This window comes from Streptomyces sp. SAS_272, assembly GCF_052543235.1.
This window is the reverse complement of the sequence record NZ_JBMNDR010000004.1, coordinates 220,742-236,653: the sequence shown is the minus strand read 5'-3', so window position 1 is coordinate 236,653 and position 15,912 is coordinate 220,742. Positions and strand designations below refer to the sequence as shown.

The window sequence follows — 15,912 nt, the reverse complement described above, 5'->3', positions numbered from 1 at the left end:
CTGGCACGCGGTCACTCTTCACCCGCAGGGCCACTTCGTGTCGTCGTTCACCGTCACCCTCCCCGTTGTGTGCACGAACGACCAGGTCATTTCGTTGACGTGGTTCCGGCCGCTCCGGTTGCCCCGGCCGCGCCCGTCGTTCCTCCCGCTTCCGGCGCCGACCCCCTTCCCGTGGTTCCCGTTCACGCGCTCACCTCCCGGCAGGCGCGGTAGAAGTCGGTCCAGCCGACGCGTTCGCGCACGACCGCCTCCAGGTACTCCTGCCAGACGACCCGGTCGGCCGCCGGATCGCGGACGACGGCGCCGAGGATGCCCGCGGCCACGTCCCCCGGCCGCAGCACGCCGTCGCCGAAGTGCGCGGCCAGCGCCAGCCCGCTCGTGACGACGGAGATGGCCTCCGCGGTGGACAGCGTGCCGCTCGGCGACTTCACCTTCGTCCGGCCGTCGGAGGTGACGCCGTCGCGCAGTTCGCGGAAGACCGTCACCACCCGGCGGATCTCGTCGATGCCCTCCGGTGCCGCCGGCAGCTCCAGGGACCGGCCGATCTGGTCGACGCGCCGCGCGACGATGTCCACCTCGGCCTCGACGCTCTCCGGCAGCGGCAGCACCACCGTGTTGAAGCGCCGGCGCAGCGCGCTGGACAGTTCGTTGATCCCGCGGTCGCGGTCGTTGGCCGTGGCGATGAGGTTGAACCCCCGGACGGCCTGCACCTCCTGTCCCAACTCCGGTATCGGCAGCGTCTTCTCCGAGAGGACGGTGATCAGCGTGTCCTGCACGTCGGCCGGGATGCGGGTCAGCTCCTCCACCCGTACCGTCGCCCCCTCCGCCATGGCCCGCATGACGGGACTGGGCACCAGCGCGTCACGGCTCGGCCCGTGCGCGAGCAGCTGCGCGTAGTTCCAGCCGTAGCGCATCGCCTCCTCCGGGGTGCCCGCGGTGCCCTGCACCAGCAGCGTCGAGTCGCCGCTGACCGCGGCGGCGAGGTGCTCGGAGACCCAGGTCTTCGCGGTTCCCGGGACGCCGAGCAGCAACAGGGCGCGGTCGGTGGCGAGGGTGGTGACGGCGACCTCGACGAGGCGGCGCGGCCCCACGTACTTGGGCGAGATCACCGTGGCGTCGGGCAGGACGCCGCCGAGGAGATAGGTGGCCACCGCCCACGGCGACAGCTTCCAGCGGGCCGGACGCGGCCGGTCGTCCTGTGCGGCCAGCGCTGCGAGTTCGGCCGCGAAGGCCTCCTCGGCGTGCGGGCGCAATGCATCGGCCGGCCTGTTCGCACTCGGGTCGACGGACGTCGGATCTACGGACACAGACATGGCTGAGGCCCCCTCCATCTCGGCCGGTTCGGATCTGGTGTCCACCGTGCACCACGCCACTGACAATGCGATCCGACCTGCGAAAACGTCGCCACGGGCGGGTTCGTCCGGGGTTCGGCGGACCGATTGTCAGTGGGGGGACCTACCGTCGGTGGCATGACTGAGCAGGGGGTGCGCTGGACCACGGACCAGGTGCTGGCACTGGCGCCTGACTCCGCGTCACGCAAAGCGGGAAGCAAACTCGCCGCGCCCGGCCCGTGGTCGGGGACGGGCAGCTCGCGGGAGGGAATGGTGTGGGGCCTGTGCCGGGGCGGCGGCGGCACGCCGTACCGGACGGCCGTCGACGTCGCGGACGCGGTAGGCGGTTCCGGTCCGGCGTACACGTGCAGTTGCCCGAGCCGTAAGTTCCCGTGCAAACACGCGCTCGGGCTGCTGCTCCTCTGGTCGGGCGGAGAGGAAGCGGTACCGGCGGGGCGGGAGCCGGAGTGGGCCGAGCAGTGGGTCGCGGGGCGCCGGCGCACACAGGAGAAACGGGAGGCGGAGCCGGAGGGTTCCGCGACCGGCCCCGGCGACCCGGAAGGGGCGCGGCGACGGGCGGAGCGCCGCGCCGAGCGGATCACCGGCGGGGTCACGGAGTTGGAGGAGCGGCTCGCCGACCTCCTGCGCTCGGGGCTCGCCGGCGCCGAACAGGCCGGCTACGGGCTGTGGGAGGAGACGGCGGCCCGCATGGTCGACGCTCAGGCGCCCGGACTGGCCGCGCGGGTGCGGGAGTTGGGCGCCATTCCGGCGACCGGACCGGGCTGGCCGGTGCGGCTGCTGGAGGAGTGCGCGCTGCTGCACCTCCTCGACCAGGGCTGGCTGCACCGTGAGCGGCTGCCGCCGGACCTCGCGGCGACGGTCCGCACCCGCGTGGGCCTGCCCTCGTCCGCGGACGGCCCACCGGTCCGCGACCAGTGGCTGGTGCTCGCCCAGTACGACACGCCCGACCCGAAACTGACGACCCGCCGCATCTGGCTGTACGGGGCCACCACGGGCCGCACCGCGCTCCTTCTCTCCTACGGCGCCGCCGGCCGGGCCCCCGAGCTCACCCTGCCCGTGGGCCTCGCGCTGGACGCCGAACTGTCCGCATATCCCGGCGGGGGTCAGCAACGGGCGGCTCTCGGCGAGCAGTTCACGCCGCCGGCCCCGACCGGCGCCAGACCCCCGGGCGTGTCGACCCGCGAGGCGGCCGCCCGGTACGGCGAGTCCCTGCGCCGCGACCCCTGGCAGGAGTCGGTCCCGGTGACGCTGGCCGATGTCGTCCCCATCCCGGACGGCGATTCCTGGCAACTGGCGGACGCACAGGGCGGCACGGCTCTGCCGCTCACCTCCACCGCGCTCGCCCGGCCCGGGCTGTGGCGTCTGGCGGCCCTCTCCGGCGGCGCGCCCGTCCGGGTCTTCGGCGAGTGCGGCCACCGTGGCTTCACCCCGCTGACGGCCTGGCCGGAGGGCCCGGGAGAGGCGGTGCGGCTGTGCTGAACGCCTCGTCCACAGAGCCGTCAGGACCGGCAGGGTCCGCAGGGTCCGCAGGGTCCGCAGGGTCCGCAGGGTCCGCAGAAAGGAGTCTCATGAATACCTCCTCGCCTCTGCCCACGGCCTCCGCCTGGGACGAGCTGATCACCGCGGCCCTCCTCGGCACGGACCGCCGTACACCCCCGGGAGCGGCCCCGGGCCGGGGCGCGCCGACGGTCCTGCTGGACGCGGCGGCAGCGGAGACCGTACGCCGGCGCGCCGGCCTGCGCCCCGGCCGCGCTGCTCCCCGCCCGGAACCGGCCGCCGAGGACCCCCGTCCGCCGCTGCCCGGGGCGGCGGCCCGCAGACTCGCCCTGCTCCTGGCCGACCGCCCCGGCGCGGGCGCGGGAGGCCGCAGAGGCGCCTCACCGGACCTCATGGAGCTGCTGCCCCAGTGGCTGACGGCGGTGAACGCGCGCGGGTTCGCGGCACCCGCCGAATCCCTCCCCGCGCTGCTCGACGCGGCACGCGCGCGTACCGACCTGCGGCCCGTGGCACTGGAGTTCGCGGGTCCGCGCGCCCTGTGGCTGGCCCGGCTGAACCCGGACTGGCGGTTCGCCCTGCGTGCGACGCCGGGCGGCGGCCCGGCGCTGCCGGGCCCGGCGGAGGCCGAACGCACCGGGCGCCTCTGGCAGGAGGGCCTGTTCGCCGAGCGGGTCGCCCTGCTCGCGTCCATCCGCTCCCGTGACCCCGACGCGGCCCGGGAACTGCTCGCGGCCACCTGGTCGACGGAGCGCGCCGAGGACCGGCTGATGTTCCTCGACTCGCTTCGCACCGGCCTCGCCCCGCGCGACGAGCCGTTCCTGGAACAGGCGCTGGCGGACCGAAGCCGCAACGTGCGGGCCACGGCCGCGGAACTGCTGTCGGCGCTGCCGGGCTCGGCGCTCGCGGGGCGGATGGCGGTCCGGGCCGGCGCGTGCGTGGCCGTCGACCACACCCAGGACACGCCGACCCTTCTGGTGGAGGCGCCCCACGAGTGCGACGCGGCCATGGAACGCGACGGCGTGTCGCCGCACGCCCCGCCCGGCCGCGGGGAACGGTCCTGGTGGTTCGGCCAGTTGCTGGAGGCGGCCCCGCTCGCCACCTGGCCGGCCCGGTTGGGCGGCCGCACACCGCAGCAGATCGTGGCGCTTCCGGTGGCCGACGACTGGCTGAGCGAACTGCACGCGGCTTGGTGCCGGGCCGCCGTCCGCCAGCGGGACTCCGACTGGTCGCGGGCGCTGCTCGGCGCGCCGTCCTCGCCCGGCGCGGGCGGGCCGGGGGCGGTGTCCCTCGCCGAGCGGGCGAAGCTGCTGGGCACGCTGCCGTCGTCCGAACGGGCCGCCTGGGTGGCCGGGTTCATCGCGGCGCACGGTCTGTCGGAGGCGTTCCAGCTGCTCGGCGTCTGCTCCGTGCCGTGGGCGGCGCCGCTCGGCACAGCCGTGGTCGACGCGCTCAACATCGCGCGGGACGCGGGCAGTTACCCGTGGAGTTTCAGCGGCGTCATGGGTCTCGCCGAGCGTTGCCTCGACCCCGCGGAGGCATCCCGGCTCGATGCCCTCCTCGCGGTGCCGGACGAACCGGAGGACGCGTCGCCGGGTGCGGGCGGCTACTGGGCGGAGGCGTTCCAGCGGCTGGGCAGGACACTGCGGCTGCGGGCGCTGATGGCGGAGGAACTCGGACCGCCGACGCCCGGGGGACGAAGCGCCCGACCGGTCCCGGAGCGACCGCCGACGCCCGGGGGCCGGGGCGCCTGACCGGTTCCGGAGCGACCGCCGACCCGAACGCCGCAGGCGCGTCCTGCACGGCCGGCGCAGACCGGGGCTCACGCCCAGCCGGGCTGACGCCTGCCCGGGCTCACGCCCACGCGGGCTCGCCCCTGCCGGAGATCGTGCCTGCGAGGGCTGCTGACCCCCGAGGGGCTCACGCCTGCGCGGACTGTCGGACGTTGGTCCGTACCCACTCCACGATGGACGCGGTGGTCGCCCCGGGGGTGAAGATCCCGGCGACGCCCTTCTCCTTCAGCGGCGCGATGTCCGCCTCGGGAATGATCCCGCCGCCGAACACCAGGATGTCCGCCGCGTCCCGCTCCTTCAGCAGCTCGATCACCGCAGCGAAGAGCGTGTTGTGGGCCCCGGAGAGGATGGACAGGCCGATCGCGTCGGCGTCCTCCTGGATCGCGGTGTCGACGATCTGCTCGGGCGTCTGGTGGAGCCCCGTGTAGATGACCTCCATGCCGGCGTCGCGCAGCGCCCGCGCGATCACCTTGGCCCCGCGATCGTGGCCGTCGAGCCCCGGCTTGGCGACCACCACGCGGATCGGACCGGCTGCCACACCCATCACTGCCTCCATGAAGCGACTCCGTCCGTCCTCGAGCGACTGTGTCCATCCTCGAGGCCACGGACACCCCGTGCCACACCGCCCGGGGGAAAGTGAACGAACGTTATCGCCAGCATCCCGCAACCGGCAGTTTCGCGGTGCTGACCGAGGGGGAAATCACACGGAGGGACACGTTCACCGCGCACCGTTCGCACCCTGTCCCAGGGGGGTTCGAGGCGCAGAGGGAGCCGCTGAGAGGTCGCCGTTCGTCGCGTCGCAGCCCGCGCTGCGTGGCGGTACGGCGCATCGACAGGCACGATGGTCATGTAGAGCAGGTAAGGCACGACAGCGGGGAGCCGGTCGCCACACCGGGCAGGGATCCTCCTCACGTCGACGGTGCAACGTCGCACAGGGCGTACGCACTCCGAGCCACGGGCCGCATCCGCTCCGCACCCCGCCGTGCCCGATCGACCTCCTCGACAGCGACTTCCACGAGGGCACACGGGGGACAGAGAAGTCCTCAGCGTGCCGACAGGAGGTCGGCCATGAAGGTCACCCGGGCACTGCAGCCCTTTCTACCGTTGTGCCAGCGTCTGCTCCCGGACCTGCCGCCTCTCCCGGGCATTCCCGGGCTGCCGGACCTCACGAGCCTGCCGGGCCGACTGGCCGGCCTGTCCTTGACCCTGCTCAAGGCGACCGCCCTCGACCTCGCGATCCTCGCGGGGCATCTGCTCCTGTACCCCTCAGGGATCGCGCAGGAGCGCCGCGGCCCGGTACGTCCCGCGCTGCCCGCGGGGTCCGAGGATCCCGCCCGGCTGCCCACCCAGGCGCAGCCGCCGGTGGTGCTGCTGCACGGTTTCATCGACAACCGCTCCGTGTTCGTCCTGCTGCGCCGCAGCCTCGCGCAGCACGGCAGGCATCGCGTCGAGTCGCTCAACTACTCGCCGCTGACCTGTGACATACGGACGGCGGCCGAGCTGCTCGGCCGCCACATAGAGGAGATCTGCGAGCGCACGGGCAGCGTGCAGGTCGACGTCGTCGGGCACAGCCTGGGCGGCCTGATCGCGCGCTACTACGTGCAACGGCTGGGCGGCGACGTCCGCGTCCGCACGCTGGTCACGCTGGGCACCCCACACTCGGGCACCCGGGTGGCGCCGCTGGCGAACGCGCACCCGATAGTGCGCCAGATGCGCCCGGGCTCGGCCGTGATCGAGGAGCTCTCCCGGCCGGCGCCCGGGTGCCGTACCCGGTTCGTCAGCTTCTGGAGCGACCTGGACCACCTCATGGACCCACTGGAGTCCGCCTGCGTGGACCATCCCGACCTGTCGGCGCAGAACGTCCGGGTGACCGGGATCGGTCACCTCGCCCTGCCCGTGCACCCCGCCGTCGCGACCGGCATACGGCAGGCCCTCGACACCGCGCCCTCGCAGGAGCCCGCCGCCGCCCGCTCCGGCACCCGGCGGACAGGCGGCCTCACGGTGGCCTGACAGCTGACGTGACGGGCCGGCCCCACGGTGACGTGACGGGCCGGCCCCACGGTGACGTGACGGGCCGGCCCCACAGCTATGTGACGGGCCGGCCCCGCGGTGCCGTGGCAGCGACCCGACGCCGGCCCTGCGGCGCGCTGCCGTCCTGCGACCGTGACTTTGCCGCCCCGCAGCCGCGTGACACCCCGCAGCCACCCGTTCGCCATCGAACGCCATTCGAACGTAAGGCCAAGGCCGCGCCCGTCGTCCCCCGAAACAGAGCCGAATGCCCCTTTCCTTCGGGCACGAAACCTGCAGAACATTGTCGTGCCCGCGTACTGCCGGGTACAGTCGCCGCACTGCTCTGGCAGCCCCTGTCGTCGGCGAATAGAGAAGTTGGTGAATGACCGTCACCCGTCGGGAATCATGACCTCCCCGGCCCCGGCTTCCGACGCCGCTTCGGCGCACCACGCGTCGTACGGCACCCAGGACGCCTCGTACGACGGCTTCACCGGCTACGAGACCGGCGGCTACGACGCCGGCGCGCACGCCACCGGGCACTTCACGACCGCCGACCCCCTGTTCGGCCGGCTTCCGGGCGACGGCGACGGCCCCGCGACCGGCACGTACGACGGCGCGCAGTGGCACAGCGGCAGCCACCAGGCCATGGACACGGGCAGTCACCAGACGCTGAACTACGACGCGTACGCGGCCCAGCACCACGCCGTCCACGACTCCGGCGCGTATGACGCGACCGCCTGGCAGACGGGACAGCACCAGCACCTGTCCGCGGTCCCGCAACAGGCGACGGCGCACGACCCCAGCGGCCACTGGGACGCGAGCGCCTGGCTCCAGCCCGACCAGCCCGGCTGCCCCGCCGACGCGACCCAGCAGTGGGAATGGGGCACGCAGACCTTCGACACCGGCGCGTACGACGCCACGCAGTGGAACTCCGACGGCGACCCGTCCGGCGTCTGCGCGCAGAGCGCGGACGAGTTCGAGCAGCAGGCCGAGGTCCCGTTCGACCAGCAGGCCACCGCCACTTTCGAGCAGGTCGCGTACGACGGGACCGGCCACGGAACGAGCGGCCTCGAAGGAGAGTCGGGGGACGACGCCCCGCCGGCGCTCCTCGACGACCAGGAGGAGCCCGGCCCCGCGCCGCTCGGCCGGGCGGCCACCCGCAACGCGAACCGTTCCCGGCGCCGGATGCCCGCCAAGCGCTCCGCGCTGCTGACGGTGGCCGTGCCCTCGGTCTGCGTGATGGGGGTCGCCGGAATCGCCGCGGCCTCGGTCGGCACGCTGACCGGCGGCGAGGGCAAGGAGACCACGGCCTCCGCCCCGGACGCCCAGCCGGTGAAGCCGTCCGCCGCCAACACCAAGCTGGACAGCCAGCTCGCGACGCTCAGCGCGGGGGCCGACGACTTCGGCGACCGCGTCAGCCGCACGCAGGAACGCATCGACCTCAAGGCGCAGCAGGAGGCCGAGAAGAAGAAGGCGGCGGCGGAGGCTGCCCGCAAGGAGCGGCTGCGCCCCAAGTACGCCCTCCCGGTCGCGCAGCGTGGCCTCAGCGCCTACTTCGGCCAGGCCGGCATCAACTGGATGTCCCAGCACACCGGCATCGACTTCCCGGTCTCGTACGGCACGACGGTGATGGCCGCGACCGACGGCACCGTGCGCACCCAGTGGAACAGCGCCTACGGCAACATGCTGATCCTGACGGCGAAGGACGGCACGGAGACCTGGTACTGCCATCTCTCCACCTACCGTGTCCCCTCCGGCACGACGGTGAAGGCCGGCGACCCGATCGCCTACTCCGGCAACTCCGGCAACTCGACCGGCCCGCATCTGCACTTCGAGGTCCGGCCGGCCGGCGGTTCGGCGATCGACCCGCTGCCCTGGCTGCGCAGCCACGGACTCAACCCGACGTAAGCGCGCTCCTCACGCCGCGCGCCGCGTTCCCTCAGGGCGAAGGCCTGCCCGAGCTTGACCGCGTCCACTCCGACGAACGTCTGAGCCCCCGCCGCCGAAGCGGGGGCTCACTCGTGCGCCGGGCGGCGGTGGCCGCACGACGCACGACGCACGACTCCTAGAGCTTCTCCACCGGCGCGTACCGCAGCAGCAGCCGCTTCGGCTTGGTGTCGCCGAAGTCGACGGTGGCCTCCGCGTTGGAGCCGGTGCCCTTCACTCCGACGACCGTGCCGAGCCCGAACTGGTCGTGCGTGACCCGGTCGCCGACGGCCAGCGCGACCACGGGCTTGTCCCCCGCCGTGCGGCGCGTCGCGAAACCGGACGCGCCCGCCGCCGAGGAACGCGAGCGGGACGAGGACAGCGACGCCGCCACCCCGGACACCGGGCCGGACGACACCGGTGAGGTCGCCCCCGTCCGCTTCCAGTCCACATGCGTCGGCGGGATCTCCTCCAGGAACCGGGAGGGCGGGTTGTACGACGGCTGCCCCCAGGCGCTGCGCAGCGACGACCGGGTGAGGTACAGCCGCTCGCGCGCGCGGGTGATGCCCACGTATGCGAGGCGGCGCTCCTCCTCCAGCTCCTTGGTCTGGCCGAGGGCGCGCATGTGCGGGAAGACGCCGTCCTCCATGCCCGTCAGGAAGACGACCGGGAACTCGAGGCCCTTGGCGGTGTGCAGGGTCATCAGGGTGATGACTCCCGAGCCGTCCTCCTCCTCGTCGGGAATCTGGTCGGAGTCGGCGACCAGCGCGACCCGCTCCAGGAAGTCGGAGAGGCCGGCCGGTGCGGCGCCCTCGCCCTCGCCCTCCTCCTCACCGGCCTCCTGCTCGAACTCCAGGGCCACGGCGGCGAGCTCCTGGAGGTTCTCGATCCGGGTCTCGTCCTGCGGGTCGGTGGACGCCTGCAACTCGGCGAGGTAACCGGTGCGTTCCAGCACCGCCTCCAGGACGGTCGCCGGACCGGCGCCCGACTCGACGATCGTGCGCAGCTCCTCCATGAGCACGTTGAACCGCTTCACGGCGTTCGTCGACCGCGAGGCCATGCCGTAGGCCTCGTCGACGCGCTTCAGGGCCTGCGGGAAGCTGATCTTCTCCCGCTGGGAGAGGGCGTCGATCATCGCCTCGGCGCGGTCGCCGATGCCGCGCTTGGGCACGTTGAGGATCCGGCGCAGCGGCACCGAGTCCTCCGGGTTGGCCAGCACGCGCAGGTAGGCCAGGACGTCCCTGACCTCCTTGCGCTCGTAGAAGCGGACTCCGCCGACGACCTTGTAGGGCAGACCGACCCGGATGAAGATCTCTTCGAAGACACGGGACTGGGCGTTGGTGCGGTAGAAGACCGCGACATCGCCCGCCTTCGCGTCGCCCGCGTCCGTCAGACGGTCTATCTCGTCGGCGACGAACTGCGCCTCGTCGTGCTCGGTGTCGGCGACGTAGCCGGTGATGCGCGCGCCCGCGCCCGCGTTGGTCCACAGGTTCTTGGGGCGGCGCGACTCGTTGCGCTCGATGACCGCGTTGGCGGCGGACAGGATCGTCTGCGTCGAGCGGTAGTTCTGCTCGAGCAGGATCGTCGTCGCGCTCGGGTAGTCCTCCTCGAACTGGAGGATGTTGCGGATCGTCGCGCCCCGGAAGGCGTAGATCGACTGGTCGGCGTCACCGACGACGCAGAGCTCGGCCGGCGGCACGTCGTAGTCGCCCGGCGGGACGTCGACCGGGTGTTCCGAGGTGCCGACCAGCTCCCTGACCAGGGCGTACTGCGCGTGGTTGGTGTCCTGGTACTCGTCGACCATGACGTGCCGGAACCGGCGGCGGTAGTGCTCGGCGACGTCGGGGAAGGCGCGCAGCAGGTTGACCGTCGTCATGATCAGGTCGTCGAAGTCGAGGGCGTTCGCCTCGCGCAGCCGCGACTGGTACATCGCATAGGCCTGCGCGAGGGTCTTCTCGAATCCGTCGGCGGCCTGCGCCGCGAAGTCCTCCTCGTCGATCAGCTCGTTCTTCAGATTGCTGATCTTGGCGCTGAAGGACTTGGGCGGGTAGCGCTTGGGGTCGAGGTCCAGGTCCCTGCAGACGAGGGCCATGAGGCGCTTGGAGTCTGCGGCGTCGTAGATCGAGAACGACGACGTGAAGCCGAGCTTCTTGCTCTCCCGGCGCAGGATGCGCACGCACGCGCTGTGGAACGTCATGACCCACATCGCGTTCGCGCGCGGGCCGACGAGCTGCTCGACGCGCTCCTTCATCTCGCCCGCGGCCTTGTTGGTGAAGGTGATCGCGAGGATCTGCCCGGGGTGCACATGGCGCTCGGCGAGGAGGTGGGCGATGCGGTGGGTGAGCACGCGCGTCTTCCCCGAGCCGGCGCCGGCCACGATGAGCAGAGGGGCGCCGGCATGCACGACGGCCGCCCGCTGGTTGTCGTTCAGCCCTTCCAGGAGCGCCGCCCCGTCGAGAGCCGGGCGGGGGGCGCCGTCGCGGTAGTACGCGTCCCGGTCCGGGGGCGCGTCGAACTTCCCGCCGAACAGATCGTCCGGGACCGGCTCCGGTCCGTGGTCGTCCTCGGGCGGCGGGGGCTCCTCCTCGTGGGCACGAGGGCCCTTGAGGTCCGCCAGGAAGCTGTCGTCAAAGAGGCTGCTCATCGCTCTCCGAGTTTAGGGGGCGGCACCGACAACCGGCCGCCGTCCCGGAAACTCGTCCCGCACTCACCCTCCGGCCCCCCGCGGTCACGAACCGCGACCGATCCGGCCGGAGCGCGGGATCACGCCCTCAGGTCACGAAAATGTATCGGGCATATCACCCATCAACCTTCACACGGGCCACACGCGTTGGCTACCGTGCGGACAGGCCGTACGACACCACCGGTGACCCCCGCCGGTCCGAGCGGCCTCCCCCGAGTCCGAGGCGCCCGCTCGCGCCGCGTGGATCCGGGGACCCACCGAGACCTGGGTGAAGAGCGGCCCGACTCCGTCGGGGAGAAGGGCCGCAGGGGCGGCCTCCGCTCGCCCGCCCCATCCCTCCCCCAGTGCCCGGACGGCCCTCGGGACCCCACCGCCGACGGCAGGCGGATTTTGGAAGGAGTCGCCTCCCTTGGCGTCGCAGCACGGCAGGCCACGCTCCGCGGGTTCGCGTGTGGCGGGCATACGTCCCCCCGTCCTCGCCACCGCGGCCCTGACATCCGTGGCCCTGCTCTCCCAGTCGGCGAACGCCGCTCCGTCGGCCGACGGCAGGCCGAGCCTGGAGGAGGTCGAGAAGAAGGTCGGCGACCTCTACCGCCAGGCGGAGTCGGCCACCGAGCAGAACAACTCCGCCAAGGAGAAGACGACCAAGCAGCGCACGCGCGGGGACGGCTTCCTCGGCGTCGTCGCCCCCCAGCGCACGCGGAAGCCCGACGAAGCGCGTGAGGAACCTGGTTCACAGGCCGGGGCGCAGTACCGCACCGGCGTCTCCGCGCCCGACACCGCGGCCTTCCCCCTCCCGGACGCCCCGCAGGACCACGTCGGCCGGAACCGGCTGACAGACCTGCCGACCGACGGCCGGCAGAGCGGGGTAGACGACTACGCCGCCGCGCAGTCGGCCGCGCCGAAGACGCGCCAGGAGGCCGCCGGGAGCCACGTGACGCGCGTCGACCCCCAGCACGGCCTGCGGATCGCCAAGGCCGCCGTCCAGAAGAAGCTCGGCGACGCGCGCGAGCTGCTGTCCCGGCTCACGGCCCAGGAGCAGGCGCGCCTCGCGGCGGTCGAGCAGCGGAAGCACGAGGAGACCGCGCGCGCGGCGGCGGAGTTCGCCCTGCAGCAGGCTGCGGCCCGGCAGGCAGCGGAGCAGGCCGCAGAGCAGGCCACGGCCCGGCAGCAGAGCGGCGGCGAGTCGTCGCGCGTGGGACCGTCGGGCACGGGGCCGGTGGACACGGGAACGTCAGGCACGGGGCAGGTGGGCGCGGGACCGTCGGGCGCGGGACCGTCGGGCACGGGGCCGGTGGGCATGGCGCCGGTGGGCGCGGCGTCCCTGGCTGCCCCGTCCCCGACCGCCGCGTCCCCGGCTGCCGCGTCCCCGGCTGCCGCGACGTCGGCTGCCGCGTCCCCGACTGCCGCGTCGTCGCCGGGTACGGCGTCCTCGTCCGGTTCCGTCGCGGACGCGTCGTACGCCATCAAGGCCGAAAAGGCCCTCGCCTTCGCCCGCGCGCAGATCGGGAAGCCGTACGTGTGGGGCGCGACCGGACCCGGGTCCTACGACTGCTCCGGACTCGCCCAGGCCGCCTGGAAGGCCGCCGGGGTCACCCTTCCCCGCAGCACCCGCGACCAGGCGGACGCCGGCGTCACGGTCCCCCTCGCCGACGCCCGACCCGGCGACCTGGTCTTCTTCTACGACGACGTCAGCCACGTCGGCGTCTACATCGGCAACGGCATGATGATCCACTCTCCGAAGCCCGGCGCGTACGTGCGCGAGGAGTCGGTCTACTGCGACGGCGAGTCCGGCATCCACGGCGTGGTGCGCCCGGCGTGAGGGCGGGCATGGTGCGCCCGGCGTGAGGGCGGGCGTGGTGCGCCCGGTCTGAGGGCCACCGACCGGCCGGACCGGGAAGCGCGGCGGCACCGCCCGAAGCCGGCCATGAGCCCGCGTGGAAATCCCGTTGGCGGACCCCGGCCGCCCCTGCTACCTTCCCGGAGGCCGTGCGAGAAAACGAGGAGGTGGTACCCGTGAACGCTGTATCGACATGGGTGCTCCCCTCCGGGGTCACGGTCGGGCGATAGGTCGTCCGGGAGCGCCGTTCACGCGCATTCCCGAAAGGCACGACCATGCGACTCACTTCCGAGCAGCGCCTCGACGACGGCGTCCTCGAACGCGAATTCACCCTCGGCGAGATCCCCGGCACCCTATGGACGCCCGAGTCCGCCGCACCGGCCCCGCTGATCCTCATGGCCCACAACAACGGCCTGCCCAAGGCGGACCCCCGGCTGGTGGCCCGGGCCCGGTACACCGCGGCGCGCGGCTACGCGGTGGCCACCATCGACGCCGCCGGGTGCGGCGAACGGCCCCGTTCCGCCGCCGACGAGCAGGCCCGTGCCGACCTCCGGCGGGCGATGCAGGCGGGTGAGCCGGTCGACGAGATCTTCGAGTCCCTCATCGGCCCACTGGTCGAACGGGCGGTCCCCGAATGGCAGACCACTCTGGACGCCCTCCTCGAACTGCCCGGGATCGGCGGCCCGGTCGGCTACTCGGGAGGGTGGACCGCCCTCGGCATCCGGCTGGCGGTGGTGGAGCCGCGCATCGCGGCCGCCGGCTTCTTCGCCGGGGGATACGTGCCCCGCGCCCAGCGTGAGGAGGCCCGGCGGGTCACCGTTCCGCTGCTGTTCCTGCTGCAGTGGGACGACGAGGGGAACCCCCGGCAACGGGCCCTGGACCTGTTCGACGCCTTCGGCAGCAAGGAGAAGACGCTGCACGCCAATCTGGGCGGGCACACCGGCACCCCGTCCTTCGAGCTGGAGGACGGATGCCGGTTCCTGGACCGACATCTGAAGTGACGCCTGGCCTTCAGGCCCGGAGTCGCCGCACGGGGCCCCGGGCCGTCAAGCCCGGAGTCCCCGCACGGGCGGGGCATGTGTTGTGGCCGCCCGACGCCGCCTCGGCACATGCCCCCGTCCGCACTCGCGGCCCCCGGCACCACGCACCTGCGCGTTTTTGCAGGTACGCGCGTGGCCCGCTCACTCCGCGTGCCGTGCTCTCTAGCATCGGCCGCATGCCCGGCCTCTCCCCGCCCGCCACGCCCCCGCCCGCCTCGCCCTCCCCGCGCTCCCGGCTCCGCGACTGGTGGTCGCGCCGCCGGCCGGCGTCAGGGACCGCCGTCATGGCGACCGGCATCGTGTCGGTCGGTCTGCATCTGGCCGGGCACGAGGCGCTGTCCCGCGTCTGGCTGGCGATGGCGGGCGCCGCCTGGGTCGCGCTCGCCGCGGACTTCGCCGTCCGGCTGGTGCGGGAGCGCGAGCGGTGGCTGGCCGAGGCGGGCACGCCCGGGGCGCTGACCGCCGTCGCGGCGACGGCCGTGCTCGGCACGCAGATCTCCGCGCGCGGCCGGCAGACCCTCGCCGAGGGGCTGCTGGCGCTGGCCGCGGCCCTGTGGCCGGTGCTGTTCGTGACGGTCGGACGGCGGTGGAGTCGGCGCATGCCCGGTGGGGTGTTCCTGGGCTGCGTGGCGACCCAGAGCCTCGCCGTGCTCGGCGCGGTGCTGGCGAAGGCCGAGGCGGCGGCCTGGCTCGCGCACACCGCGCTCGTGCTGTTCTGGCTCGGCCTCCTGCTGTACGGCGTCGCCCTGGCCCTCTTCGACTTCCGGCAGTTGGCCGAGGGTGCGGGAGACCAGTGGGTGGCGGGCGGGGCGCTCGCCGTCTCCGCGCTCGCGGGCTCGAAACTCCTCATGGCCGACGACGGCGCCCTGTACCTGTGGAACGCCGACGACACCGGCGTCCTGCGCGGGCTGGCCGTCGCGCTGCTGATGCTCGACTACGCCTGGTACGCCGTCCTGCTGGTCACCGAGGTGCGGTGGCCTCGGCCGCGCTACGACGAACGCCGGTGGGCGACCGTGTTCCCCATGGGCATGACGGCGGCGGCGACCCTGTCCGTCGCCGCCGCCGTCGGCCTCCCGGCGCTGGACGGGCCGGGTGAGGTGCTGCTGTGGGTCGCCGTGGCGGCGTGGCTGGTCGTCGCCGCGGCAGCGGTGGGCTCGGCGCGGGCCGGCGTCAGGTCCAGAGCACCGCGATGAAGACGTTCGCCACGGTGAGCAGGCCCACCAGGGCGAACAGGGGCTTCTCCACCTTCTCGTCGTCGCGCTTCACATAGACGAGGCCGAGGATCACGATCAGCAGGGCCAGCTTCACACCGATCTTGACGTTGTTGACGCTCTGATCGTCCGCCTGGTTGAGGCCGACCAGGATCACGCCCGTGACCAGCATCGTCGCCGCGCCGTGGAGCATGGCGGGGACGAAGCGGGCCGTGCTCCGGCCCATCGCCTTCATCTGCGTGAGGAAGCCGCCGAGAAGCGCGGCGATGCCGATGATGTGCAGGCCGACGAAGAGGTGGATGAGTACGTCCATGAGGCCGGATGCTAGTGAGCCACGCCCAGACCGGCCGACACCGCCCCCGGGTCTCCCCCCTCTCGACTCGCGATGCACGCCTCACCGCTCCCCGTTCAGGGCTCACGGCTCACGGCTCACCGCTCACCGCTCCCCGCTCAGGGCTCAGGGCTCACGGCCCGCAGCCCGCAACCCGCAACCCGCAACCCGCGGCACACGTCCCTCGCCAGTCATCCGCAGGCCTCACTCTCCCCCTCTCGCGCGCCCACTC

The 15,912-nt window shown here is 73.3% G+C and carries 11 protein-coding genes; 7 read left to right on the top strand and 4 right to left on the bottom strand.

Annotated features, from left to right (window positions below; genetic code table 11):
- Positions 1 to 182: 182 nt before the first annotated feature.
- Complete coding sequence (locus ACN6LD_RS05425) at positions 183 to 1,313, bottom strand: ATP-binding protein (RefSeq protein ID WP_445042626.1); 1,131 nt, start codon at positions 1,311 to 1,313, stop codon at positions 183 to 185.
- A gap of 156 nt (positions 1,314 to 1,469) precedes the next feature.
- Here ACN6LD_RS05425 and ACN6LD_RS05420 point away from each other — a divergent pair, with 156 nt between their 5' ends.
- Both ACN6LD_RS05420 and ACN6LD_RS05415 read left to right on the top strand, forming a co-directional pair.
- The gene (locus ACN6LD_RS05420) at positions 1,470 to 2,831 is read left to right on the top strand and encodes an SWIM zinc finger family protein (protein ID WP_445042625.1); all 1,362 of its coding nucleotides are present in this window, start codon (positions 1,470 to 1,472) and stop codon (positions 2,829 to 2,831) included.
- Positions 2,832 to 2,920: 89 nt separating this feature from the next.
- Entirely contained in the window at positions 2,921 to 4,600 is a 1,680-nt protein-coding gene (locus ACN6LD_RS05415) for a DUF5691 domain-containing protein (protein WP_445042624.1), read from the top strand.
- Between the two features lie 166 nt (positions 4,601 to 4,766).
- On the opposite strand, the gene ACN6LD_RS05410 is transcribed toward ACN6LD_RS05415, so the two are convergent.
- Positions 4,767 to 5,183, bottom strand: a complete 417-nt coding sequence (locus tag ACN6LD_RS05410; RefSeq protein WP_319195969.1) for a cobalamin B12-binding domain-containing protein — start codon at positions 5,181 to 5,183, stop codon at positions 4,767 to 4,769.
- A 524-nt stretch (positions 5,184 to 5,707) separates the two neighbouring features.
- On the opposite strand from ACN6LD_RS05410, the gene ACN6LD_RS05405 reads away from it, so the two are divergent.
- A complete protein-coding gene (locus ACN6LD_RS05405; protein ID WP_445042623.1) occupies positions 5,708 to 6,649 on the top strand; it encodes an esterase/lipase family protein in 942 nt (313 codons plus the stop codon).
- Between the two features lie 405 nt (positions 6,650 to 7,054).
- Positions 7,055 to 8,557: a M23 family metallopeptidase gene (locus tag ACN6LD_RS05400; RefSeq protein WP_445042622.1), complete on the top strand. Its 1,503-nt coding sequence runs from the start codon at positions 7,055 to 7,057 to the stop codon at positions 8,555 to 8,557.
- Between the two features lie 157 nt (positions 8,558 to 8,714).
- On the opposite strand, the gene pcrA is transcribed toward ACN6LD_RS05400, so the two are convergent.
- Positions 8,715 to 11,219 carry a DNA helicase PcrA gene (gene pcrA / locus ACN6LD_RS05395; RefSeq protein ID WP_319195957.1) on the bottom strand — a complete coding sequence of 835 codons (2,505 nt, stop codon included), beginning with the start codon at positions 11,217 to 11,219 and terminating at the stop codon, positions 8,715 to 8,717.
- A gap of 448 nt (positions 11,220 to 11,667) precedes the next feature.
- Here pcrA and ACN6LD_RS05390 point away from each other — a divergent pair, with 448 nt between their 5' ends.
- From ACN6LD_RS05390 to ACN6LD_RS05380, 3 genes are all read left to right on the top strand, one after another.
- A complete protein-coding gene (locus ACN6LD_RS05390) occupies positions 11,668 to 13,080 on the top strand; it encodes a C40 family peptidase (protein WP_445042621.1) in 1,413 nt (470 codons plus the stop codon).
- 293 nt (positions 13,081 to 13,373) lie between these two features.
- Complete coding sequence (locus ACN6LD_RS05385; protein ID WP_319198245.1) at positions 13,374 to 14,099, top strand: dienelactone hydrolase family protein; 726 nt, start codon at positions 13,374 to 13,376, stop codon at positions 14,097 to 14,099.
- A gap of 215 nt (positions 14,100 to 14,314) precedes the next feature.
- Positions 14,315 to 15,331, top strand: coding sequence for an SLAC1 family transporter (locus ACN6LD_RS05380; RefSeq protein WP_445042620.1), 1,017 nt, complete (start codon positions 14,315 to 14,317; stop codon positions 15,329 to 15,331).
- Here the strand turns inward: ACN6LD_RS05380 and ACN6LD_RS05375 are convergent.
- Positions 15,309 to 15,662 carry a hypothetical protein gene (locus tag ACN6LD_RS05375; RefSeq protein WP_445042619.1) on the bottom strand — a complete coding sequence of 118 codons (354 nt, stop codon included), beginning with the start codon at positions 15,660 to 15,662 and terminating at the stop codon, positions 15,309 to 15,311. The two genes, ACN6LD_RS05380 and ACN6LD_RS05375, sit on opposite strands and share 23 nt — an antisense overlap.
- Positions 15,663 to 15,912: the final 250 nt, after the last annotated feature.